This is a genomic window from Streptomyces sp. NPDC039430 (assembly GCF_055639435.1).
This window is the reverse complement of record NZ_JBVKAK010000028.1, coordinates 22887-45238: the sequence shown is the minus strand read 5'-3', so window position 1 is coordinate 45238 and position 22352 is coordinate 22887. Positions and strand designations below refer to the sequence as shown.

General features: G+C 70.2%; 22 protein-coding genes and 1 tRNA gene. 11 read left to right on the top strand and 12 right to left on the bottom strand.

The annotated features are described in order from the left end of the window. The first annotated feature begins 35 nt into the window (after positions 1-35). The 4 genes from ACZ7LS_RS36250 to ACZ7LS_RS36235 are packed head-to-tail and all read left to right on the top strand — an operon-like array spanning position 36 to position 3141. Positions 36-209 (top strand): hypothetical protein, encoded by a 174-nt coding sequence (locus ACZ7LS_RS36250; protein WP_129772952.1) that lies wholly within the window; start codon positions 36-38, stop codon positions 207-209. Continuing rightward, positions 206-844 carry an aminodeoxychorismate/anthranilate synthase component II gene (locus ACZ7LS_RS36245; RefSeq protein WP_382674053.1) on the top strand — a complete coding sequence of 213 codons (639 nt, stop codon included), beginning with the start codon at positions 206-208 and terminating at the stop codon, positions 842-844. Before ACZ7LS_RS36250 ends, ACZ7LS_RS36245 begins: the two co-directional genes overlap by 4 nt. Next, positions 841-2277: a class E sortase gene (locus tag ACZ7LS_RS36240; RefSeq protein WP_385136285.1), complete on the top strand. Its 1437-nt coding sequence runs from the start codon at positions 841-843 to the stop codon at positions 2275-2277. The genes ACZ7LS_RS36245 and ACZ7LS_RS36240 overlap by 4 nt, the downstream gene beginning before the upstream one ends. Positions 2278-2325: 48 nt before the next feature. Then, entirely contained in the window at positions 2326-3141 is an 816-nt protein-coding gene (locus ACZ7LS_RS36235; RefSeq protein WP_382525222.1) for a class E sortase, read from the top strand. Positions 3142-3295: 154 nt separating this feature from the next. Here ACZ7LS_RS36235 and pknB read toward each other — a convergent pair whose 3' ends face one another. From pknB to ACZ7LS_RS36205, 6 genes are all read right to left on the bottom strand, one after another. Then, positions 3296-5314, bottom strand: a complete 2019-nt coding sequence (gene pknB / locus ACZ7LS_RS36230; protein WP_382525221.1) for a Stk1 family PASTA domain-containing Ser/Thr kinase — start codon at positions 5312-5314, stop codon at positions 3296-3298. A gap of 167 nt (positions 5315-5481) precedes the next feature. After that, positions 5482-6948: a peptidoglycan D,D-transpeptidase FtsI family protein gene (locus tag ACZ7LS_RS36225; protein ID WP_382525219.1), complete on the bottom strand. Its 1467-nt coding sequence runs from the start codon at positions 6946-6948 to the stop codon at positions 5482-5484. Continuing rightward, positions 6945-8357: an FtsW/RodA/SpoVE family cell cycle protein gene (locus ACZ7LS_RS36220; protein ID WP_382525218.1), complete on the bottom strand. Its 1413-nt coding sequence runs from the start codon at positions 8355-8357 to the stop codon at positions 6945-6947. The genes ACZ7LS_RS36225 and ACZ7LS_RS36220 overlap by 4 nt, the downstream gene beginning before the upstream one ends. A gap of 29 nt (positions 8358-8386) precedes the next feature. Beyond that, positions 8387-9826 (bottom strand): PP2C family protein-serine/threonine phosphatase, encoded by a 1440-nt coding sequence (locus tag ACZ7LS_RS36215; protein ID WP_382525216.1) that lies wholly within the window; start codon positions 9824-9826, stop codon positions 8387-8389. 141 nt (positions 9827-9967) lie between these two features. Continuing rightward, entirely contained in the window at positions 9968-10486 is a 519-nt protein-coding gene (locus ACZ7LS_RS36210) for an FHA domain-containing protein FhaB/FipA (protein ID WP_382525214.1), read from the bottom strand. Positions 10487-10496: 10 nt separating this feature from the next. Continuing rightward, a complete protein-coding gene (locus ACZ7LS_RS36205) occupies positions 10497-11357 on the bottom strand; it encodes an FhaA domain-containing protein (RefSeq protein ID WP_382674038.1) in 861 nt (286 codons plus the stop codon). Between the two features lie 316 nt (positions 11358-11673). On the opposite strand from ACZ7LS_RS36205, the gene ACZ7LS_RS36200 reads away from it, so the two are divergent. Beyond that, positions 11674-11757, top strand: a tRNA-Leu gene (locus ACZ7LS_RS36200). 182 nt (positions 11758-11939) lie between these two features. On the opposite strand, the gene ACZ7LS_RS36195 is transcribed toward ACZ7LS_RS36200, so the two are convergent. Continuing rightward, positions 11940-12557: an FMN-dependent NADH-azoreductase gene (locus ACZ7LS_RS36195; RefSeq protein ID WP_385136278.1), complete on the bottom strand. Its 618-nt coding sequence runs from the start codon at positions 12555-12557 to the stop codon at positions 11940-11942. A 120-nt stretch (positions 12558-12677) separates the two neighbouring features. On the opposite strand from ACZ7LS_RS36195, the gene ACZ7LS_RS36190 reads away from it, so the two are divergent. The 4 genes from ACZ7LS_RS36190 (at position 12678) to ACZ7LS_RS36175 (ending at position 16366) form a co-directional block, all read left to right on the top strand. After that, positions 12678-13028, top strand: a complete 351-nt coding sequence (locus ACZ7LS_RS36190) for a winged helix-turn-helix transcriptional regulator (RefSeq protein WP_382673933.1) — start codon at positions 12678-12680, stop codon at positions 13026-13028. Positions 13029-13234: 206 nt separating this feature from the next. After that, positions 13235-14722 carry a DUF2252 domain-containing protein gene (locus ACZ7LS_RS36185; RefSeq protein WP_385136275.1) on the top strand — a complete coding sequence of 496 codons (1488 nt, stop codon included), beginning with the start codon at positions 13235-13237 and terminating at the stop codon, positions 14720-14722. 236 nt (positions 14723-14958) lie between these two features. Then, on the top strand, positions 14959-15816 hold the full coding sequence (locus tag ACZ7LS_RS36180) for a J domain-containing protein (RefSeq protein ID WP_382525205.1): 858 nt from the start codon (positions 14959-14961) through the stop codon (positions 15814-15816). A gap of 205 nt (positions 15817-16021) precedes the next feature. Beyond that, complete coding sequence (locus ACZ7LS_RS36175) at positions 16022-16366, top strand: rhodanese-like domain-containing protein (RefSeq protein WP_382525203.1); 345 nt, start codon at positions 16022-16024, stop codon at positions 16364-16366. 113 nt (positions 16367-16479) lie between these two features. Here the strand turns inward: ACZ7LS_RS36175 and ACZ7LS_RS36170 are convergent, their stop codons facing one another. Genes ACZ7LS_RS36170 through paaA form a run of 5 tightly spaced genes read right to left on the bottom strand, consistent with a single transcriptional unit; the run spans position 16480 to position 20148 of the window. After that, the gene (locus ACZ7LS_RS36170; RefSeq protein ID WP_385136272.1) at positions 16480-17541 is read right to left on the bottom strand and encodes a 2Fe-2S iron-sulfur cluster-binding protein; all 1062 of its coding nucleotides are present in this window, start codon (positions 17539-17541) and stop codon (positions 16480-16482) included. Continuing rightward, positions 17542-18090: a 1,2-phenylacetyl-CoA epoxidase subunit PaaD gene (paaD, locus tag ACZ7LS_RS36165; protein ID WP_382871618.1), complete on the bottom strand. Its 549-nt coding sequence runs from the start codon at positions 18088-18090 to the stop codon at positions 17542-17544. Further along, the gene (paaC, locus tag ACZ7LS_RS36160) at positions 18084-18845 is read right to left on the bottom strand and encodes a 1,2-phenylacetyl-CoA epoxidase subunit PaaC (RefSeq protein WP_382525198.1); all 762 of its coding nucleotides are present in this window, start codon (positions 18843-18845) and stop codon (positions 18084-18086) included. The genes paaD and paaC overlap by 7 nt, the downstream gene beginning before the upstream one ends. After that, positions 18842-19132, bottom strand: a complete 291-nt coding sequence (paaB, locus tag ACZ7LS_RS36155; RefSeq protein ID WP_385136268.1) for a 1,2-phenylacetyl-CoA epoxidase subunit PaaB — start codon at positions 19130-19132, stop codon at positions 18842-18844. The genes paaC and paaB overlap by 4 nt, the downstream gene beginning before the upstream one ends. Next, on the bottom strand, positions 19129-20148 hold the full coding sequence (paaA, locus tag ACZ7LS_RS36150; protein ID WP_385136266.1) for a 1,2-phenylacetyl-CoA epoxidase subunit PaaA: 1020 nt from the start codon (positions 20146-20148) through the stop codon (positions 19129-19131). Before paaA ends, paaB begins: the two co-directional genes overlap by 4 nt. A 41-nt stretch (positions 20149-20189) precedes the next feature. On the opposite strand from paaA, the gene ACZ7LS_RS36145 reads away from it, so the two are divergent. Continuing rightward, positions 20190-20972 carry a DUF5819 family protein gene (locus tag ACZ7LS_RS36145; protein ID WP_382525192.1) on the top strand — a complete coding sequence of 261 codons (783 nt, stop codon included), beginning with the start codon at positions 20190-20192 and terminating at the stop codon, positions 20970-20972. Positions 20973-21061: 89 nt separating this feature from the next. Then, positions 21062-22327, top strand: a complete 1266-nt coding sequence (locus tag ACZ7LS_RS36140) for an HTTM domain-containing protein (protein WP_385136305.1) — start codon at positions 21062-21064, stop codon at positions 22325-22327. Positions 22328-22352: the final 25 nt, after the last annotated feature.

Here is a 22352-nt window from a genome sequence, read left to right as displayed (position 1 = left end):
TACCGCCTGGCGCGGTACCGGACGGAAGGGACAGCATGTACGGCTGGATCTGGCGGCATCTGCCGGGCAACGTGTGGCTGCGGGCGGCGATCTCACTCCTGTTGGCGCTCGCCGTCGTCTATGTGCTGTTCCAGTACGTCTTCCCGTGGGCGGAGCCGCTGCTGCCGTTCAATGATGTGACGGTCGACGGAGCGGGGGCGGCCGGATGAGCGCGCGCATTCTCGTCGTCGACAACTACGACAGCTTCGTCTTCAACCTCGTCCAGTACCTCTACCAGCTCGGCGCCGAGTGCGAGGTGCTGCGCAACGACGAGGTGACGACCGCTCACGCCCAGGACGGCTTCGACGGAGTGCTGCTCTCGCCCGGCCCCGGCACGCCGGAACAGGCCGGTGTCTGCGTCGAGATGGTGCGTCACTGCGCCGAGACCGCCGTGCCCGTCTTCGGGGTCTGCCTCGGTATGCAGTCGATGGCGGTGGCGTACGGCGGAGTCGTCGGCCGGGCCCCCGAGCTGCTGCACGGCAAGACGTCGCTCGTCACGCATGAGGGCAAGGGCGTTTTCGCGGGGCTGCCTTCACCGTTCACCGCGACCCGGTACCACTCGCTCGCGGCGGAGCCCGCGAAGCTGCCGGACGAGCTGGAGGTCACGGCGCGCACGGCGGACGGCATCATCATGGGCGTACGCCACCGTGAACTGGCCGTCGAGGGTGTGCAGTTCCACCCGGAGTCGGTCCTTACCGAACACGGGCATCTGATGCTCGCCAACTGGCTGGCCCAGTGCGGCGATCCGGGTGCGGTGGGCCGGTCGACAGGGCTGGCGCCGGTGGTGGGCAAGGCGCTCGCGTGACGGCACTCCGCCCCGAACACGAAGCGGGTTACGGAGCCTCGTACGAGCAGGGCGGGTACGAGGTCTCCGGAGCGTTCGAGGCGGCGGTGGACGGGCTGGCGGACCCGCTGAACGATCCGCTCCCGGGCCGGCAACAGGGCCAACCACAGGGGCAGGGGCAGCAGGGGCAGGGTGGGCGGCCGGCACGGAAGCCGGGGCGCCACCGGGGCCCCCGGCAGCCGGAGCCCGCCCCGGAGGCACCGGCACAGGGGCCGGAGTGGTCCGGCGACTACTACCGCCAGTACGCGGCGGAGACCCCCCAGGGACCGGAGTCCGGCGCCCCCTCGTACTACGCGGGCGAGGGCGGTACGTCGCCGACGGCCGAGACGGCCCTGATACCGGCGGTGGAGCCGGATCCCGCGCCCGCGCGCGGACACGGACCCGCGTCCGTACCGGCGGCCGTGCCCGGACCGGGACCTGTGCGTCCCGTACCCGCTCCCGTACCCGCTCCCGTACCCGTGCCCGTGCCCGAGCCCCGGCTGGATGATCAGACCGTCGGACTCCGGACGGCGGACACGCGCAGGGCGGCCGACCCCGAGCCCGCGACAGGGGGCAGGGCCGAGCGGCGCAGGGCCGCCAAGGGCGGTGGCCGGGGCCGTAGACGCGCCGAGCCCGCGGGGGCCGGGGCCGGGGCCGGGCAGGTCCCAGGACACGGCTCGGGGGAGGCGGCGCCCGCCCGGCCGCTCTCCCGGGTCGAAGCGCGGCGCGCGGCGCGTGCCCTCAAGGAGAGCCCCGCCGTCATCGCCAGCCGGGCGGTCGGCGAGCTGTTCATCACCTTCGGCGTCCTGATGCTGCTGTTCGTCACGTACCAGCTGTGGTGGACGAACATCCGGGCCGACCAGTACGCCGGCAAGGAGACGAACAAGATCCAGGACAGCTGGGCGAAGGACCGGCAGCCGGGCGCCTTCGAGCCGGGGCAGGGCTTCGCCATCATGCACATCCCGAAGCTGGATGTCGTCGTGCCGATCGCCGAGGGCATCAGCAAGCCGAAGGTCCTCGACCGCGGCATGGTCGGCCATTACTCGGAAGGGCGCCTCAAGACGGCGATGCCCTCCGACAAGCAGGGCAACTTCGCGGTGGCCGGCCACCGCAACACCCATGGCGAACCCTTCCGCTACATCAACCAGCTGAAGCCCGGCGACGAGATCATCGTCGAGACGCGGGACGCGTACTACACGTACGACATGACCCAGCTCCTGCCGCAGACGTCCCCGTCGAATGTGAGCGTGATCGGTCCGGTGCCGCCGGGTTCCGGGTTCACGGAGCCCGGTCGCTACATCACGCTGACCACGTGCACCCCGGAGTTCACCAGTACCTATCGGATGATCGTGTGGGGCAAGATGGTGGACGAACGGCCGCGCAGCAAGGGCAAACCCGACGCTCTCGTCGGCTGACGCCGGTCGGAGCGCGGACACACATCAGGGACTTTGGGGACGGGTGCGGTGGCAGCGAGTACCGAGCACGACGAGCAGGCCGACGCACCGCCGCCGTCGGGCGGGGACCCGGGCCCGGAGGACACGGCGCGCCAGGCCCAGGAAGCGGCGGCCGTCCCGGCTCCGGTACGGTCCCGCCGCCCCAGGGGCCCGCTCGCGACCGCCGTCAGCGTCTTCGGCGAACTGCTCATCACCGCGGGCGTGGTGCTCGGTCTCTTCGTCGTCTACTCGCTGTGGTGGACGAACGTCCTGGCCGACCGCGAGGCCGCCAAGCAGGGCGACGACGTACGCCACGGCTGGGCGCAGGAGAAGAAGCCCGGCGCCGCACCCCCGGTCTACGACTCCGCGGACGGCATCGGCTTCCTGCACGTCCCCGCGATGGACGCCGGCGAGGTGCTGGTCAAGAAGGGCACCACGACCGCGTCGCTGAACGACGGGATCGCCGGCTACTACACCGAGCCGGTCAAGTCGGCGCTCCCCTGGGACACGAAGGGCAACTTCACGCTGGCCGCGCACCGGGACGGCCACGGGGCGAAGTTCCACAACATCCACAAGCTCAAGCCCGGCGACCCGGTCGTCTTCGAGACCCGCGACACCTGGTACGTCTACAAGGTCTTCAAGGAGCTTCCGAAGACGTCGAAGTACAACGTGGACGTACTCCAGCCGGTCCCGAAGGAGTCGGGGAAGAAGAAGGCCGGCCGCTATCTCACCCTGACCACCTGCACGCCGATCTACACCTCGGAATACCGCTACATCGTCTGGGCCGAGCTGGAGCGCACGGAGAAGGTCGACAAGGACCGCACCCCGCCGCCCGAGCTTCGCTGACGGTCGTGGCCCGGCCGTTCGTGGCCCGGCCGTCCCCGGGGACGGCACGCAAGAGCCCCGGCACCCTTCGCAAGGAGGGTGCCGGGGCTCTTCGCGTACCGGCTCGTACCGGCTCGTACCGGCTCGTACCGGCTCGTACCGGCTGTTCCGCTTGTCAGTCCTTGCGGACGTTGCCGCCGTTCGGGCCGCCGAAGAAGCCGTTGTTCCCGCCGGGGTTGTTGTCCCCGTTGTTGTTGTTGCCCTGACCGCCCACGGTGGTCAGGGTGACCGTGTCGTTCTTGTTGACTTCCTGACCGGGCTGGGGATCGCTGTTTATCACCAGGGCATTGGGGTCGTTCGGCGAGTTCTGCGCGAGCGCGACATTGAGGCCCATGCCCTGGAGCATGCCCTGTACCTCTCCGAACGTCTTCCCGCGGACCTCGGGGATCCGGACCTTCTCCTGCTGCGGGCCCTTGGAGACCTTCAGGGTGACCTGCGAGCCCTCGGCGGCCTTGGTGCCGCCCTGCGGGTCCTGCTCAAGGACGGTGCCCAGGGGCTGCTGCGAGTCCACGTCGTTCCGTACGACCGTGAACTGGAGCTGCTGGAGCTGGTTCTGCGCGGCGTCGAACTGCGCGCCGACCACCGGCGGAACCGAGACCTGGTTCTGCTTGGCGATCGTCAGCGTGACCTTGCTGGCCTTCTCGACCATGGAGCCGCCCGCCGGGTCCTGGGAGAGCACTGTCCCCGGATCCTCGTCCGACTCCTCCTCCTTGTAGTCGACCGTGAAGTTATCGGCTTCCAGGATGTCTGTCGCGCTCTGCTTCTGCTTGTCGGTGACATCCGGGACCTTGACCTGCGGGGAGCCCTCCGAGACGACGACCTGGATGGTCTCGCCCTGGCTCATCTTGCCGGAGGCCGGGACCTGGCTGCAGATGGAGCCCTTGGGCACGTCGCAGCGTTCCGAGCCGGACTGCGAGACCTTCACGCTCGCGTTGTCCGCGAGCCGTTCCGCCTCGGACAGCGTCTTGCCGACGAGCTGGGGGACATCCAGCTGGCTGCTGCCGCCGCCGGTGTCGCCGAAGACCGACTTGCCGATCAGGATGGCGCCGACCAGGACCAGGACGCCCGCGACCGCCAGCAGGATCGTCGAGGTGTTGGACTTCTTCTGCCGCCGTCGTGCCGGGCGGTCGTCGTAGCCGCCGTAGCCGCTGTCGTCCGGTCCGATGGGCGGGAGCATGGAGGTCTGGCCGCCCGGGTCGCCGTGGCGCATCGCCGTCGTCGGCTGGTCCGGGGGGCCGCCGTATCCGCCGCCGCCGTAGCCGACCGCGCCCATGGCCGCCGTGGCGGCGACGGGCTGGCCGTCGAGGCACGCCTCGATGTCGGCGCGCATCTCGTCGGCGGACTGGTAGCGGTAGTCGGGGTCCTTGACGAGGGCCTTCAGCACGATCGCGTCCATCTCGGGCGTGATCTCCGGGTCGAAGACGCTGGGCGTCTGCGGCTCTTCCCGTACGTGCTGGTAGGCGACGGCGACCGGGGAGTCCCCGATGAACGGGGGCCTGACCGTCAGCAGTTCGTAGAGCAGACAGCCGGTGGAGTAGAGGTCGGAGCGCGCGTCGACCTGCTCGCCCTTGGCCTGCTCGGGGGAGAGGTACTGGGCGGTGCCGATGACGGCCGAGGTCTGCGTCATCGTCATCCCGGAGTCGCCCATGGCGCGGGCGATGCCGAAGTCCATGACCTTGACCTGGCCGGTGCGCGTCAGCATGACGTTCGCCGGCTTGATGTCACGGTGGACGATGCCGTTGCGGTGGGAGTACTCCAGAGCCTGGAGGATGCCGACCGTCATCTCCAGCGTGCGCTCGGGCAGGAGTCTGCGCCCGGAGTGCAGCAGCTCTCTCAGGGTCGAGCCGTCGACGTGCTCCATCACGATGTACGGGAGGGACACCCCGTCGACGTAGTCCTCGCCGGTGTCGTAGACCGCGACGATCGCCGGGTGGTTGAGCGAGGCGGCCGACTGGGCCTCTCGGCGGAACCGGGCCTGGAAGGACGGATCGCGGGCGAGGTCCGCCCGGAGCGTCTTCACGGCGACGGTGCGACCGAGCCGGGTGTCATGCGCGAGGTAGACCTCCGCCATGCCACCACGGCCGAGCACCGAGCCCAGCTCGTACCGGCCGCCGAGGCGACGCGGCTCTTCCATAACGTTCCAGCCCTCTCCGTCAGTCCCGACCGCACCCGTGTGTGGTCCGGCGGTGTGCTGTTCGCGCCTACGCTACCGGGCACGCCGCATGCGGTTGGCCCGTAACGGTCACCTGATATACGACCGGTATCGCAATGTGCAGGAATGGACGTGAGCCGTGACCGGCGTCACTTCTTGCTGTCGAGGACCGCCTTCATCACGCTCTTCGCGATGGGGGCCGCGAGGCCGCCGCCGGAGATGTCGTCGCGGCTGGCGCCGCTGTCCTCGACGACGACCGCGACGGCGACCGGGGAGCCGTTGTCCGCCTTGGCGTACGAGATGAACCAGGCGTACGGGTTCTTGCTGTTGTTCTCGCCGTGCTGGGCGGTACCGGTCTTGCCGCCGACGGTCACGTTCGGAATGCGCGCGTTTCCGCCGGTGCCCTCGTTGACGACCGTCTCCATCATGCTCTGGAGCTTCTGCGCGTTCTCCTGGCTGAGGGGGCGGCTCAGCTCCTCGGGCTCGTTCTGGTCGAGCACGTCCAGGTTCGGCGCCACGAGACGGTCGATCATGTACGGCTTCATCAGCTTGCCGTCGTTGGCGATCGCGGCGGTGACCATGGCCATCTGGAGCGGGGTGGTACGGGTGTCGAACTGGCCGATCGAGGAGAGCGCGGTCTGTGACGCGTTCATCTCCTCGGGGAAGACCGAGGCGTCGGCGCGTACCGGGATGAACTGCTCCTGGTTGAAGCCGAACTTCTTCGCGGTCTCCAGCATCTTCTCCTTGCCGAGGTCCGCGCCGAGCTTGCCGAAGACGGTGTTGCAGGAGACGCGCAGCGCCGTGCGGAGCGTGGCGTCCTTGCAGGGGATGTTGCCCTCGTTCCGCAGCGGGGTGGTGGTCCCGGGCATGATCCACGGCAGCGGGGTGTCGGTGGCCGAGTCGATGTCCGTGACCTGGCCGTGCTCCAGGGCGGCGGCCGCCGTGACGACCTTGAAGGTGGAGCCGGGCGGGTAGGTCTGGCGCAGCGCCCGGTTGAGCATCGGGTCGTCGGGGTTGTTCTTCTTGTCCAGGCCGACCCAGGCCTTGGTGTCCTTGCTGCTGTTCCCGGCGAACGAGGCGGGGTCGTAGCTGGGGGTGGAGGCCAGCGCCAGGATCTTGCCCGTCTGGGGGTCGATCGCGGCGACGGCGCCCTTCTTCTTGCCCAGTCCCTCGAAGGCGGCCTTCTGGGCGGCGCCGCTGAGGGTGGTGACGACGCTGCCGCCCTTCTTCTCCTCGCCGGTGAACATGCCCAGGGTGCGGTCGAAGAAGAGCCGGTCGTCGTTGCCGGTGAGGATGCCGTCTTCCAGCTTCTCGATCTGGTTGGCGTCGAAGGCCTGTGAGGCGTAGCCGGTGACGGGCGCCCACATGGGGCCGTTGGTGTAGGTCCGCTTGTAGACGAAGTCGGTGTCGTCCGTCTTGACGGAGCCGGTGATGGGCTTGCCGTCGACGATGATGTTGCCGCGCTCGGCGCTGTACCGCTCGATCAGGACCCGGCGGTTGTTCTTGTGCGAGTTCAGCTCGTCGGCGCGGACGTACTGGAGCCAGTTGTCCCGGATGAGCAGTGCGAGGATGAGCAGCCCGCAGAAGATCGCGATGCGGCGCAGGGGCTTGTTCACGGTCGGACCACCTGGGTCATCTCGGCGTCGGGTGAGGGGGCCGGGGCCGGCGCGGGCCGCCGCGCGGTGTCGCTGATACGGATCAGGATGCCGATCAGGGCCCAGTTGGCGAGTACGGAGGAGCCGCCGGCCGCGACGAACGGCATGGTCATACCGGTCAGCGGGATGAGCCCCATGACGCCGCCCGCGACCACGAAGACCTGGATGGCGAAGGCGCTGGAGAGGCCGATGGCGAGGAGCTTGCCGAAGGGGTCGCGGGCGGCGAGGGCGGTACGTACGCCGCGCTCCACGATCAGCCCGTACAGCAGCAGGAACGCCATCGTGCCGGCGAGGCCGAGCTCCTCGCCGACGGTGGTGAGGATGAAGTCGGCGTTGGCGGCGAAGCCGATGAGATCGGAATTGCCCTGGCCGAGCCCGGTGCCGAGCGTGCCGCCCGAGCCGAAGGACAGCAGGGCGTCGCCGATCTGCTGGCAGGCGCCGTCGGTCGCGTAGCAGGAGAACGGGTCCTGCCAGGCGTTGACGCGGGCCTGGACGTGCGGTTCGAAGGTGGCGACGCCGACGGCTCCGCCGACCGACATCAGCAGACCGAAGACGATCCAGCTGGTCCGCTCGGTGGCGACGTAGAGCATCACGACGAAGAGGCCGAAGAACAGCAGTGAGGTACCGAGGTCGGTCTCGAACACCAGGATGAGGATCGAGAGGGCCCAGATGCCGAGGATCGGTCCGAGGTCGCGTCCGCGGGGCAGGTAGAGCCCCATGAAGCGGCGGCTGGCGAGGGCCAGGGCATCGCGCTTGACCATCAGATAGCCGGAGAAGAAGACCGCGATGATGATCTTCGCGAACTCACCGGGCTGGAGGTTGAAGCCGGCGATGCTGATCCAGATCTTGGCGCCGTTCCTGGCGGGGAAGAACATGGGCAGGACCAGCAGGAGGAGCGCGACGGCCATCGAGATGTACGTATAGCGCTGGAGGATGCGGTGGTCCTTGAGAAGCATCAGGACGGCCGCGAAGAGCGCGATGCCCATCGCCGAGTACAGCAGCTGCTTCGTCGCGGACGGGCTGAAGACGCCGAAGCTGAGCTCGGCGAGCCGGATGAGCCGGGGCGACTGGTCAAGACGCCAGATCAGCACCAGCCCGAGGCCGTTGAGCAGCGTCGCCAGCGGCAGCAGCAGCGGGTCGGCGTAGCGGGCGAATTTGCGCACCACGAGGTGGGCGACGCCGGCGAGCAGGCCGAGGCCGAGGCCGTAACCGAGCATGCCCGTGGGCACCTTGCCGTCGAGCGCGAGCCCGACGTTCAGGTACGCGAACACCGGGATGGCGACGGCGAAGGCGAGCAGGGCAAGCTCGGTGTTGCGGCGGCTCGGTGCTTCGATGGCGCCGATGGTGGTCGTGTTGGTGACTACGCTCATGGTGGTGAAAGGCCCCCTACGGCCGGCTCCTACTGCTTACCGCAGTTCGAGGCCACTTTCTGCTCCTCTTCCGAGAGGCTGGGGCCCGGAGAGGGAGTGGTTGCTTTCGGCTTGGTGTCGGTGGTCTTCGTGGCCAGACGGCGCTGCTCGTCCTTCTTGCAGGCCGACGCCTGGACGGCGAGTTCGTCGATCTTGTCGCGTCCGCCGGTGAGGCTGCTCTCGGCGATGGTCGCCTCGACCTGCTTGCGCTGGTAGTCCGGCAGGTACTTGAGTTCGATGTCGGTTTCCTTCTCGATCTTCGAGAGGGAGACCCAGCCGAGATCCTGGCTGATGCCACGGTAGAGCGCGACGTGCTCCTTGTTGGCGCCGACGTAGTACTGAGTCTGCGTCCAGTGGTAGCCGCCGTACAGACCTCCGCCGACGACCGCGAGCGCGAGGACGGTGTAGAACGACGTCTTGAGCCAGCGGCGGCGCGGGCGGGGCTTGACGAACTCCTCGTCGTCGTAGGCCCCGAAGCCGCCGCCGGGCGGCATCCCGTCGTAGCCGGCGCTGTCGCCGCTGCCGGGCGGGCCGAAGCCGCCCCCGTCGGGCTGCGGCGGTACGGCGCGGCCGAGGCCGGCGGCGCGGCCCGCCGGGGTCTGCATCGCGGCGGCGTTCTCGGCGGAGCTGAGCGGGAGCTGGTTCTCGGCGACCGCCCCGACCACGACCGGGGTGTCGTTGAGCTGCCCGGCCAGGGTGTCGTTGGACTCGACGTCCAGGACATCGGCCACGATGCAGGTGATGTTGTCGGGGCCGCCGCCGCGCAGCGCGAGCTGGATGAGCGCCTGGATGGTCTCCTGCGGGCCCTGGTAGCCGGCGAGCGTCTCCTCCATCGTCTGGTGGGAGACGACGCCGGAGAGGCCGTCGGAGCAGATCAGATAGCGGTCGCCGGCCCGGACCTCACGGATGGAGAGATCGGGCTCGACGTGGTCGCCGCTGCCCAGCGCGCGCATCAGCAGGGAGCGCTGCGGGTGGGTGGTGGCCTCTTCCTCGGTGATCCTGCCCTCGTCGACCAGCCGCTGCACCCAGGTGTGGTCCTGGGTGATCTGGGTCAGTACGCCGTCGCGCAGGAGGTAGGCGCGGGAGTCGCCGACATGGACGAGTCCGAGGCGCTGGCCGGTCCAGAGGAGGGCGGTGAGCGTGGTGCCCATGCCCTCCAGCTGGGGGTCCTCCTCGACCATCACGCGCAGCTGGTCGTTGGCGCGCTGCACCGCCGTGCCGAGCGAGGTGAGGATGTCCGAACCCGGTACATCGTCGTCGAGCTGTACGAGGGTGGAGATCACCTCGGAGGAGGCGACCTCGCCCGCGGCCTGGCCGCCCATGCCGTCGGCGATGGCCAGCAGCCGGGGACCGGCGTAGCCGGAGTCCTCGTTTCCCTCCCGGATCATGCCTTTGTGCGATCCGGCGGCGAAGCGCAGAGACAGACTCATGCGCACCTCGCCCGTCGGCTCGCCAGTCGACTGTCGCGCCAGCCGGTCTCGAGCCACACTGCCCACCCTCCGGTCGGGAGCCGGCCGCGGTCCGCCGTCGGTACCGCCGCGGCTCGCTCGCTCCGCTCGCTCATTGTCGTACTACTTCCGCAGCTCGATGACGGTCTTGCCGATGCGGATCGGAGCGCCAGGCGCGATCGGTGTCGGGGTCGTGAGCCGGGTCCGGTCGAGATACGTGCCATTGGTGGAGCCGAGGTCCTCGACGATCCACTGGCCGTCGCGGTCCGGGTAGATCCTGGCATGCCTGCTGGACGCGTAGTCGTCGTCCAGCACGATCGTCGAGTCGTGCGCGCGGCCCAGCGTGATGGTCTGTCCCTGGAGCGCCACCGTGGTGCCGGTGAGATTTCCCTCGGACACGACGAGCTTGGTGGGGGCTCCGCGGCGCTGCCTGCCCCCCTGTTGCTGCTGCTGGCGCTGCTGGGGCGGCGCCGGTGTCTGGCGCGCCTGCTGCGGTCGGGCGTCGGCGTTGCGGCGCGAGCCGCGCTGCGTGACGCGTGTTCCGAACAGGTCGCTGCGGATGACCTGTACGGCCACGATCACGAACAGCCACAGAACGGCCAGAAAACCTAGCCGCATGACCGTCAGGGTCAGCTCTGACATTGCCCCCGCTTCACCCTTCGGCTTGCCTGTAAACGATGGTGGTGTTGCCCACGACGATCCGCGAGCCGTCGCGGAGCGTAGCGCGGGTGGTGTGCTGCCCGTCTACCACGATGCCGTTGGTCGACCCGAGATCCTGAATGGTCGAGGGCGTCCCGGTGCGGATCTCGCAGTGCCTGCGCGATACCCCGGGGTCGTCGATGCGTACGTCCGCGTCGGTGCTGCGACCCAGGACGAGCGTGGCGCGCGAGATCTGGTGGCGGGTGCCGTTGATCTCGATCCAGCGGCGTGCCTGGCCGTGCGGCGGCGAGCCGGGGCCGGGAGCCGGAGGACGGTGCGCCGCGGGCGCGTGGCCGCCACCGGGCGGCGGGGCGGGCGGCATGGGAGGGACCGCGGCGGGCGGGTACCCGTAACCGCCGGGAGCGGCGCCGGGCGCGCCGCCGTGCGGGGAGGCGGGCACCGGGGAGCCCGCGGGACCGCGCTCGGGCGCCTGGGACGTGCTGGACGCCAGCGTGCGGCTGCGGACGCGGTACAGGCCGGTGTCGAGATCCTCGGCCTTCTCCAGATGGACCTTGATCGGGCCCATGAAGGTGTAGCGCTGCTGCTTGGCGTAGTCGCGGACGAGTCCGGACAACTCGTCGCCGAGCTGTCCGGAGTACGGGCTGAGACGCTCGTAGTCGGGCGTGCTCAGCTCCACGATGAAGTCATTGGGTACGACGGTCCGCTCGCGGTTCCAGATCGTTGCGTTATTGTCGCATTCGCGCTGGAGGGCACCCGCGATCTCGACGGGCTGGACCTCGGACTTGAACACCTTCGCGAAGGTGCCATTGACCAAACCTTCGAGACGCTGTTCGAAACGCTTCATGACTCCCATGGGGCACCTCCTCCGTAGTGGCCGTCCTGGTACTGCTTACTGATCGTATCCACGCGTCGGGAAATCGGCTGGTTCCCCTTGTCTGCCCCGTCGATGAGTGTCACCTCTCACACGGATCGTAGAGGCGGCCTGACGCCAGTGTCCCGCACCCGGGGTGCACTCAGGAGGAGTGGGGGGCGGCCGCTGTTCGTTCCCTGTTCCGCGGCCGGGTCGTCGAAACAAACGGAGGTGAACCCACCCTCCGCACCGTGCTAATCTTCTCGATGTCGCCAGGAGCGCACACCAGCAGGTGAAGCAACCGGACGACACACCCAATGCGCGGGTGGCGGAATAGGCAGACGCGCTGGATTCAGGTTCCAGTGCCCGAAAGGGCGTGGGGGTTCAACTCCCCCCTCGCGCACAGATGGAAGCCCCGTAGGTCATCGACCTACGGGGCTTTCTCGTCGTGGTCTTCTCGGTCTGGGGTCGATGTCCCCGGTCGGTGCCCGGTCGGTGCCCGGGTGTGAGACATGCCTCCCACGGGCGGGGTCCCGTGGGAGGCATGGCTTCGTGCGCTTCGTGTGCTTCGTGTGCTTCGTGTGCTCAGGCGGCGAGGCGGGTGGCCAGGGCCTTGGCCTTCTGGGTGGCCTCCTCCTCCGCCTTGGCGCGGGACGCCTCGGCGAGCGGGATGAGGTCGGCCATGCCCGGGTTGGTGTGGGCCAGGGTCAGCTCGGGGACGATGAAGTCGATCTGAGTGGTGCCGAACATGTTCGACAGCACCTTCTCCAGGTAGTTCTGGACGAACTCGCAGTCCTCGCGCGGGGTGCCGGGGGCGTACGAGCCGCCGCGGCTGGCGACGATCGTGAACGGGGTGCCGGCCAGCGGCGCGTCGGGGACGCCCGCGTTGTGGCCGACGATGATCACCTGGTCGAGCCACGCCTTGAGGGTGGACGGGATCGTGAAGTTGTACATCGGCGCGCCGATCAGTACGGCGTCGGCCTCGGCCAGTTCGGCGGCCAGCTCCGCGCGCAGCGCGTCGCCCGCGCCCGCGGCGGCGGCGCCGACGTTCAGGTGGGGCAGCGGGGCGGCGGCGAGATCGCGGTAGATGACCTTGCCTTCGGGGTGCTGCTCCCGCCAGGTCTGGACGAAGGAGGCGGTGATGTCGCGCGACGCGGAGCCTTCCGGGAAGACGGCGGAGTCGATGTGCAGAAGAGTGGCCATGAAGATCTCCATGAGGGGTGGCGTATGACGGCGAACGGGCCAAAGTTCCGTTCGCTCCTATGAATAACATAGCCGCTTACTTTTTTTCATCCCGTCTTGGGAAACAAGTACTCTGTGCGTATGGCGGACCACAGTGCAGACGCGTGCAAGAAGGTCGACGTGAGCATCACGCGCGTCTTCGAGCTGCTCGGTAAGCGGTGGACCGGGCCGATCATCTCCGTACTGATGGAACGAGCGGTCTACTTCGCGGAGCTGCGCCGGGCGATCCCCGGCATCAGCGAGCGCATGCTCTCGGACCGGCTCACGGAGCTGGGGGCGGCGGGGCTGGTCGTGCGCGAGGTCGACGAGGGGCCGCCGCTGCGGGTCTCGTACCGGCTGACGGAGGCGGGGGCGGCGATGGAACCGGCGCTGAAGGAGCTGGCGCTGTGGGCCGAATCCCATCTGCGAGGGGCTCCTGAGGGCGGCTGCTAGGTCCTTCCGGGCCCTGGGCTGCTAGGTCCCCTCCCAGGCTCTGTCCGGCAACCGCGCTCCACAGGGCTGCCACGGGGCTGCCACGGGGCTGCCACGGGGCTGTCACGGGGCGGGCCGGGGTTATCCACAGGGGAGGACGGCTGTCGGGCCCGGCGGTAACGTCGTGTGTGGTTGATCTCGCACGAGTACGGGGGAGGCGGCACGCCATGGGCGATGTCGGGTCGGCGGCGGACACGCCGCGGACGGTTTCCGAGGGCTCCGGGGTTTCCGGGAGCGCGCGCGTTCCGGTGGTGCCGGGTTTCGCGCCGCGTACGGCCGTCGGCGCGGCGCAGACGCCCAAGGGCCGGGGGAAGGCGCTCCGGCGCCGGGTGCCGAGGTCCGCGCACGACTCGGTGGTGTTCACTGCGGGGCGGCCCGACGCCGTGCGGGCCGTCGAGGAGTCCAGCCGCGGCCGGGTGCCCGAGCTGGCGCCGCTGCGGGTGGGGCGGATGGCCGCGACCCCGTTCGCCTTTCTGCGGGGCTCCGCCGGGCTGATGGCCCACGATCTGACGGGCACCCCGGTCACCGGCGTCGCCGCGCAGCTCTGCGGGGACGCGCACGCGGCGAACTTCGGTCTGTACGGGGACGCGCGCGGCCGGCTCGTGATCGATCTCAATGACTTCGACGAGACCGTGGTCGGCCCCTGGGAGTGGGACGTCAAACGGCTCGCCACCTCACTGGTGCTGGCCGGCCGCGAGGCGGGCGCGGACGAGGACACCTGCCGGCAGGGGGCGTACGACGCGGTGGGCACCTACCGGCGCACGATGCGGCTGCTGACGAAGCTTCCCGCGCTCGACGCGTGGAACGCCATCGCGGATGAGGAGCTGGTCTCGCACGCGAACGCGCGCGACCTGGCGGGCACGCTGGAGCGCGTGGCGGAGAAGGCGCGCAACAACACGAGCGCGCGGTTCGCGGCCAGGTCCACCGAGACGGTGCCCGACGGGGACGGGGACGGGGACGCGGGCGGGGCCACGCGGCGGTTCGTGGACGCGCCGCCCGTCCTGCGGCGGGTGCCCGACGAGGAGGCCGCGGCGGTCGCCGCCTCGCTGGAGGAGTATCTGGGCACGCTCTCGGAGGACCGGCTGCCGCTGCTCGCGCGGTACGCGATCCACGATGTGGCGTTCCGGGTGGTCGGTACCGGCAGCGTCGGTACGCGGTCGTACGTGGTGCTGCTCCTCGACCACCGGGGCGAGCCGCTGGTGCTCCAGGTGAAGGAAGCGCGGCCCTCCGCTCTGCTGCCCCATCTGCCGGCCATCGGGTTCGAGGTGCCCGAGGCGATGCACGAAGGGCGGCGTGTGGTGCTGGGGCAGAAGCGGATGCAGGTGGTCAGCGACAGCCTGCTGGGGTGGACGACGGTCCGGGGCAGGCCCTATCAGGTACGGCAGTTCAGGAACCGCAAGGGGAGCGTGGATCCGGCGGCGCTTCCGGCCGACCAGATAGACGACTACGGACGGATGACCGGCGCGCTGCTCGCCAGGGCCCACGCGCACAGCGTGGACCCGCGGCTGATCGCCGGATACTGCGGCAAGAGCGAGGAGCTGGACGGGGCCGTTGCCGCGTTCGCCATGGCGTACGCGGACCGTACGGAGGCGGACCACGCCGAGCTGCTGGTGGCGATCAGGAACGGGCGGATAGCGGCCGAGCTGGACCATTAGGTCCGAGACGGGCCGGTGAGCCCGAGGGGGTGGCGTCGACCGCTCGGGTCGCGGGCCCCTGGCGGGACGGGGTGCCGGACGTGGACGGGGCCCCTGGCGGGACGGGGTGCCGGACGTGGGCGGGGTTCGGACTTACCCGTCCACTCACCGGTCCAGGGGTGTGACCGCCGCTGGTCGGGGGGCATGAGGGCCCGGGACGGCGCGGGGGCCACCGCGTTCGCCCTTACGCTGGACGGGTGATGCACGACGCCCCTGGGGAGCCGACGATCCGAAACGACGACGAGCAGGACGTACGAGACGCGCCCGACGCGGGGGCGGCGCCGCGTCCGGAGGCCCGGCTGGAGACGGCCGTGCGCGCCGCTGAGCAGGCGCTGATCGAGTTCGAGATCGCGCTGGAGACCTTCCGGATCGAGGTGGAGAACTTCTCCCGCCTGCACCACCAGCGGCTCGGCCCGATGTATGCCCGGCTCGACGAGCTGGACGCGATGATCGCCGAGGCCCGTGCGGCGCGCACCGGCGATCCCGAGGATCTGCGCAAGGCACGCGAGGCCCGTGCGCTGGTGCAGCCGATGCCGGGCGTGGAGGAGCTGTTCCACGACTGGCTGGACTCCGACGGCCTGTCGCCGGAGGCGGCGGCGATGCTGACCGATCAGCCCGTGCGGCCGCCCAAGCGGGTCAGGCCGAGCGACGAGGCCCGCAAGCTCTATCGCGATCTGGTGCGCAAGGCGCATCCGGATCTGGCGCAGGACGAGAAGGAGCGGGCGCGGCGTGAGGAGTTCCTCACACGCGTGAACGCCGCTTACGGACGCGGGGACGAGCCGTTGCTCCTGGAACTCGTCTCCGAGTGGGCGGCGGGGCCGGAGCCACGGGAGCCCCGGCTGAGCGAGAGCGAGGAGCTCTACGCCCGGCTTGAGTGGCTGGCGCAGCGCAAGGAGATGCTGACCGTGGTCGCCAAGGAGCTGGAGGAGAGCGCGATCGGCGCGATGCTCAGGATGGCTCCGGACGACCCGGACCGGCTGCTGGAGGAGATCGCCGAGCAACTGCTCGCGGAGGTCTCCGAGCGTGAGACGGAACTGGCCAGGCTGGTGCAGTAGGTTTTTCGGAGCCCCCGGCAGGGAGCCCGCTGATCCGGGCGGGAGCCCACGGGGACGTCCGGGAGACCGTCAGGCCAGTGCCAGTGCCAGTGCCAGCGCCAGCGCCGTGCGGTCCCCAGGTCCTGGGCCTCTTGGTCCTGCTGGTCCGCCTGGTCCCGGTCCGGAACCCCGTCCGCCCGGTCACGTACGAGAGAAGGCACTACCCATGAACTTCGCCCCGCTGCCCTCGGTCGACGCCGCGGCCGTCCCGGCCGACGGCCTGGTGCTGGATGTCCGGGAGAACGACGAGTGGGCGGCCGGCCATGTCGAGGGCGCGCTGCATGTCCCGATGAGCGACTTCGTGGCCCGCTTCGGTGAGGTGACCGAGGCGGTGGCCGAGGGCCGACGGGCCTATGTCATGTGCCGGGTCGGCGGCCGGTCCGCTCAGGTCACCCAGTATCTGGTGCAGCAGGGTGTCGACGCGGTGAACGTGGACGGCGGGATGCTCGCCTGGGACGGCGCCGGGCGTCCGATGGTCGCCGACAACGGCAGCCCGGCGTTCGTCCTCTGAGGCCCGCCTCAGGGCCCTTCCGGGGCACGGAGCGAGCCGGGCCCCGGATCGGCTGTCGGCCGCTCAGCGTCACGGTCGCTCAGCGGTCACGGCCGTTCAGCTGACACGGTTGTTCAGCGGTCGAAGTCCAACTCCACTTCCGCGGTGGCCGGATGGGACTGGCAGGCCAGCACATAGCCCGCTTCCGTCTCTTCCGGTTCGAGCGCGAAGTTGCGGTCCATCCTGACCTCGCCCGAGACCAGGAACGCCCGGCAGGTCCCGCAGACCCCGCCCTTGCACGCGTACGGCGCGTCCGCGCGGCTGCGGAGCACGGTCTCCAGCAGGGAGTCCCCGTCCTTGACAGGCCAACTGCCCGAGCGGCCGTCGAGGGTCGCGGTGAGCGTGCTGTGCGCGGGCACCGGCGCGGTGGCCGCGCCGGGCGCCGCCGTGGCCGCGGCCGTGTCGTCGACATGGAAGATCTCCTGGTGGACACGGTCGCGGGCCACTCCGAGACCGCGCAGCGCCCGTTCGGCGGCGCTCACCAGACCCAGCGGGCCGCAGAGGAACCAGCCGTCGACGTCGTCGACCGGCAGCAGCGCGGGCAGCAGTTCCGTCAGCCGCTCCCGGTCCAGCCGGCCGGACGGCAGCCCCGCCTGCTGCTCCTCCCTGGAGACGACGCTGACCAGCTGAAACCGGTCCGGGTAGCGGTCCTTGAGGTCGGCGACCTCCTCCAGGAACATCGTGGACGCGACGGTCCTGTCACTGCGGACCAGACAGAACCGGGCGCCGGGCTCCCGCGCCAGCAGGGTGGCGGCGATCGACAGCACCGGCGTGATGCCGCTGCCGCCGACGACCGCCGCGAAGTGCCCGGCGCGCGGTTCCAGCGTGAAACGGCCTGTCGGCTCCATGACGTCGACCAGGTCGCCCACGGCGAGTTCCTTGAGGGCGTACGTCGAGAACTCGCCGCCCTCGACCAGCCTGATCCCCACCCGCAGCACAGGATCGGCTCCGGCGGGCGCGCAGATCGAGTACGTACGGCGGATCTCCCCGCCACGCGCGTCGGTGCGGCGCAGGGCGATGTGCTGGCCGGGGGTGTGGCGGAAGGAATCGCGCAGTTCGGGCGGGACGGCGAAGGTGACGGCCACCGCGTCGTCCGTGAGCGGCTCGACCTCGCTGACCCGGAGCGGATGGAACATCTACAACTCCTTGAAGTGGTCGAACGGTTCACGGCAGGCCACGCAGCGGCGCAGCGCCTTGCACGCGGTGGAGGAGAACCTGCTCAGCAGCTCGGTGTCGGTCGAGCCGCAGTGCGGGCAGCGGATCGAGAGCGAGAGCGGTACGGGCCCGTCCACGGCGCCCGGACGGGGCGGGGCTATGCCGAACTCCGCGAGCTTGCGCCGGCCCTCGGCGCTGATGTCGTCCGTCGACCAGGCCGGGGAGAGGACCGTGACGACCGAGACGTCCCGTATGCCGCGCTCGCGCAGCACGCGCTCGATGTCCTCGGACATCGTCTCGATCGCCGGGCAGCCCGTATAGGTCGGGGTCAGCTCGACCCGGACCCGGCCGGGGCCCGACATCACGACCGTGCGCAGCACGCCCAGCTCCGCCAGCGTCAGCACCGGCAGTTCGGGGTCGGGTACCGCCCCGGCGAGCGCGCGCAGCTCGGCCTCCAGCGCGGTCGGGTGCGTATCGCCCGAAGCGGCCGAGGTGGCGGGGGCGGTCCGGGAGCCCGTGCCGGTCACCATGACGCGCCCGGGTGGCTGCGGTGCAGATGCTGCATCTCGGCGAGCATCGGCCCGAACGGCTCCGTGTGCAGTCCCTGCCGGCCCGCGCCCGCCCGCCAGGCGCCGGAGCGGGGCCCGTCGGGCAGCGTCAGCGTCGCCCGCTCCAGCACGCCGGTGACGGACTCGCGCCAACTGTCCTCCAGAGCCGGCCAGTCGACCTCGGCCTCCAGACCCTCCACCGGCTCGAACAGCTCGCCGGTGAACCGCCACAGCGCCTCGCAGGCGCGCGCCATCCGCTCATGGCTCTCGGCCGTGCCGTCGCCGAGCCGCAGCGTCCAGTGCGCGGCGTGGTCCTGGTGGTACGCGACCTCCTTGACGGCCTTGGCCGCGAGGCCGGTGAACGCGCTGTCCCCTGCGGCCAGTTGCCGGTACAGGAAGAGCTGGTAGGTGGAGAAGTAGAGCTGGCGGGCGATCGTGTGCGCGAAGTCGCCGTTGGGCTGCTCGACCAGCTGGAGATTGCGGAAGGCCCGCTCCTCGCGGAGATAGGCCAGCTCGTCCTCGTCCCCGACGAGGGAGAGCAGGATCCGTGCCTGGCCGAGCAGATCCAGCGCGATGTTGGCGAGCGCGACCTCCTCCTCCAGCACGGGCGCGTGGCCCGCCCACTCCCCCAGCCGGTGGGAGAGCACGAGGGCGTCATCGCCGAGCGCGAGGGCCGCGGCCCTGGGCGGGGCCGCCGGCCCGGTCGTCGGCGGGGCGGTCACCGGTGCGTCGCTCACAGGTGCTTCACCCCTTCCGGGATCTCGTAGAAGGTCGGGTGCCGGTAGGGCTTGTCGGCGGCCGACGCGAAGAACGGGTCCTTCTCGTCGGGTGAGGAGGCGGTGATGGCCGAGGACGGGACGACCCAGATCGACACCCCTTCGTTGCGCCGGGTGTAGAGATCGCGGGCGTTGCGGAGGGCCAGCTCCGCGTCCGGGGCGTGCAGGCTCCCGGCGTGGGTGTGGGACAGCCCGCGGCGGGAGCGTACGAACACCTCCCACAGCGGCCAGTCCTGCGAGCTGCTCATGCCGTCGCCTCCATCATCCGGATCCCGTCTTCCGCCGCCGCGCCGTCGGCGGCGCGCTTCGTCGCGTACGCCGCCGCCGCGTCCCGTACCCAGGCACCCTCTTCGTGCGCCCGGCGGCGCTGGGTGATGCGCTGCTCGTTGCAGGGGCCGTTGCCCTTCAGGACCTCGCGGAACTCCGCCCAGTCGATGGCGCCGAAGTCATGCCGGCCCCGCTCCTCGTTCCAGCGGAGATCCGGGTCAGGCAGGGCCAGCCCGAGGGCCTCGGCCTGCGGGACGCAGACATCCACGAAGCGCTGGCGCAGCTCGTCGTTGGAATGCCGCTTGATCTTCCAGGCCATGGACTGCGCGGAGTGGGCCGACTCGTCGTCCGGCGGGCCGAACATCATCAGCGATGGCCACCACCAGCGGTTCACCGCGTCCTGCGCCATGTCGTGCTGCGCCGGGGTGCCGTTGCTGAGCGCGAGCAGCAGTTCATACCCCTGCCGCTGGTGGAAGGACTCCTCCTTGCAGATCCGGACCATCGCGCGGGCGTAGGGGCCGTACGAGCAGCGGCACAGCGGCACCTGGTTCGTGATCGCCGCGCCATCCACCAGCCAGCCGATCGCGCCGACATCGGCCCAGGTCAGCGTCGGATAGTTGAAGATCGACGAGTACTTCTGGCGGCCGGTGTGGAGCTTGTCGAGCAGCTCCTCGCGGCCGGTGCCCAGCGTCTCGGCCGCGCTGTAGAGATACAGCCCGTGTCCCGCCTCGTCCTGCACCTTGGCCATCAGGATCGCCTTGCGGCGCAGCGACGGCGCGCGCGTGATCCAGTTCGCCTCCGGCTGCATGCCGATGATCTCGGAGTGGGCATGCTGCGCGATCTGGCGCACGAGCGAGGCGCGGTATGCCTCGGGCATCCAGTCGCGCGGCTCGATGCGCTCATCGGCGGCCACCGCGGCGTCGAACCCTGCCTCGAACCCTTCCGCCGCCGTCTCCGTCGTCGCCTCCGCAGCTGTCACCGCGGTCACTGCCGTCATCCGAGCCCCCTACCGACCGATCGTTCGGTTCATGGACTTCAATGGTGAGTCGGCGGCCCGTAGGGTGTCAACCGCTGTGGATAACTGACTGTGGCACCAACGGGGATCGGGGCGGGATGGATTCGTACCACGACGAGGGTGTGCCGGCCGGGCCGCCACCGGGCGCCGGGATAGCCGGCCTCTCCCTGCGCTACCAGGTGGTGGCGGCCGTGGCCCTCGCGGTCATCGGAGTGCTGGCCTGCGGACATGTGGCCATGGTGTTCCTGCATGTCGCCCCGTCCAACACGCTCACCAAGCAGCACGGCGAGACCGTCGACGGCTGGATTTATCCCGAGTTCGAACAGAACTGGAAGCTCTTCGCGCCCAACCCGCTGCAGCAGAACGTCGCCGTCCAGGCGCGCGCCGAGATCGAGACCTCCGACGGCGCCCGCAGGACCACCGGCTGGATCGACCTCTCCGCCGAGGACGGCGCGGCGATCCGCGGCAATGCGCTGCCCAGCCATGTCGACCAGAACGAGCTGCGCCGGGGCTGGGACTTCTTCGTCGGATCGCGTGACGACAAGAACCGCCCCAACGGTCTGCGCGGGCAGCTCTCCGAGAGTTATGTCCGCCGCATAGTGATGCTGCGCCTTGAGGGACATGATCTGGGCGGTTCCGTGGAACGCCTCCAGCTCAGGTCCGCCACGACCGCCATCGCGGCCCCCTCCTGGAGCAGGGAGAAGGTCAATACGCGCCCGTTCTACCGGGTCTTTCCCTGGTGGACGGTGAACGCGTCCGATCTTCCCGGGGGCGTACGGAACGACCGTACGGAGGCGGGCCGGTGAGCGAGCGGTCGGAGCATCTGCGGGACGGTCTGCCGGGCGGGACGCCGGAGCGGCTGCCGGGCGGGGCGCCGGACGGGCCTCCGGGCGCGGTGAAGGGCGGCCGGAGCGGTGGGCGGATCACCCTCGACCGCTGGGCCGCCCGCGGTATCCGGCGCGTGACCGCCGGCCCTCTCGGCCGGTACCAGAGCGCCGTCGTCCGGATCGGGTTCGCCGGTACCTGGCTGCTCTTCCTGCTGCGCGAGCTGCCTCACCGCCATGAGATGTACGGGCCCGACGCCCCGTGGGGCTGGGACCTCGCCCAGCAGCTGATCGCCAAGAACGGTGCCTTCACCGGGCTGATGTGGTCGGACAGCACGGTCTGGTTCGAGATCGTCTACGTCGTCGCCGTGCTGTCCAGCGCGCTGCTGCTGCTCGGCTGGCGCACTCGCACGATGTCCGTGCTCTTCATGTTCGGGGTGCTGTCGCTGCAGAACCGCTCCATCTTCATGGGCGACGGCGGCGACAACATCATCCATCTGATCGCGATCTATCTCGTACTGACGCGGTGCGGTCAGGTCTGGTCGCTGGACGCCAGGCGCGCGGCGCGTGCCGCCCGCACGGCGGCCGACGTCGTACGCGACGGGGCCGGACCGGGCCGTGCCGTACCGGACCGCGTCGGGCCGGTCCTGTGGGTCGTCCTCGGCGGGGCGCTCCTTGTCGGCACGTCGCTGGACCGGGTCCATGTCGAGCTGTGGATGCTGATCCTGTTCTGGGGGCTCTGGGTCGCGCAGGGCCTGTGGTGGGCGGCGAACCGGTACGCGCCGGACGGCGAGCCCCGCGCCCTGCTCGACATCCTCGCCAACCTTGTCCACAATGCCGGACTCGCCGTGATCATGGCGGAGGTCTGTCTCGTCTACGCCACCGCCGGCTGGTACAAGATCCAGGGCTCGCGCTGGCAGGACGGCACCGCCCTGTACTACCCGCTCAACCTGGACTACTTCTCGCCCTGGCCGGATCTCTCCGGGCTGCTCGCCTCCAGTGGCGTCATGGTCATGCTGCTCAGCTACGGCACGGTCATCGTGCAGGTCGCCTTCCCGTTCACGCTCTTCAACCGGCGCGTCAAGAATGTGCTGCTGGTCGCGATGATGCTGGAGCACGCGGGCATCGCCGTGCTGCTCGGGCTGCCGTTCTTCTCGCTCGCGATGATCGCCGCGGACGCGGTGTTCCTGCCGACGAACTTCCTGCGATGGCTCGGTGCCCGGGTCACGCGCGCGTGGGGCCGACTCTTCCTCTGGCGGGGCAAACCGTTGCCGGAGCAGCGGAGCGAGAGCCCTGACCAGCCCCGGACCCTTGTCGGGCCCGACGGCCGGCCGTGAGATCCCGCACGTCTCCCGCCCCAGT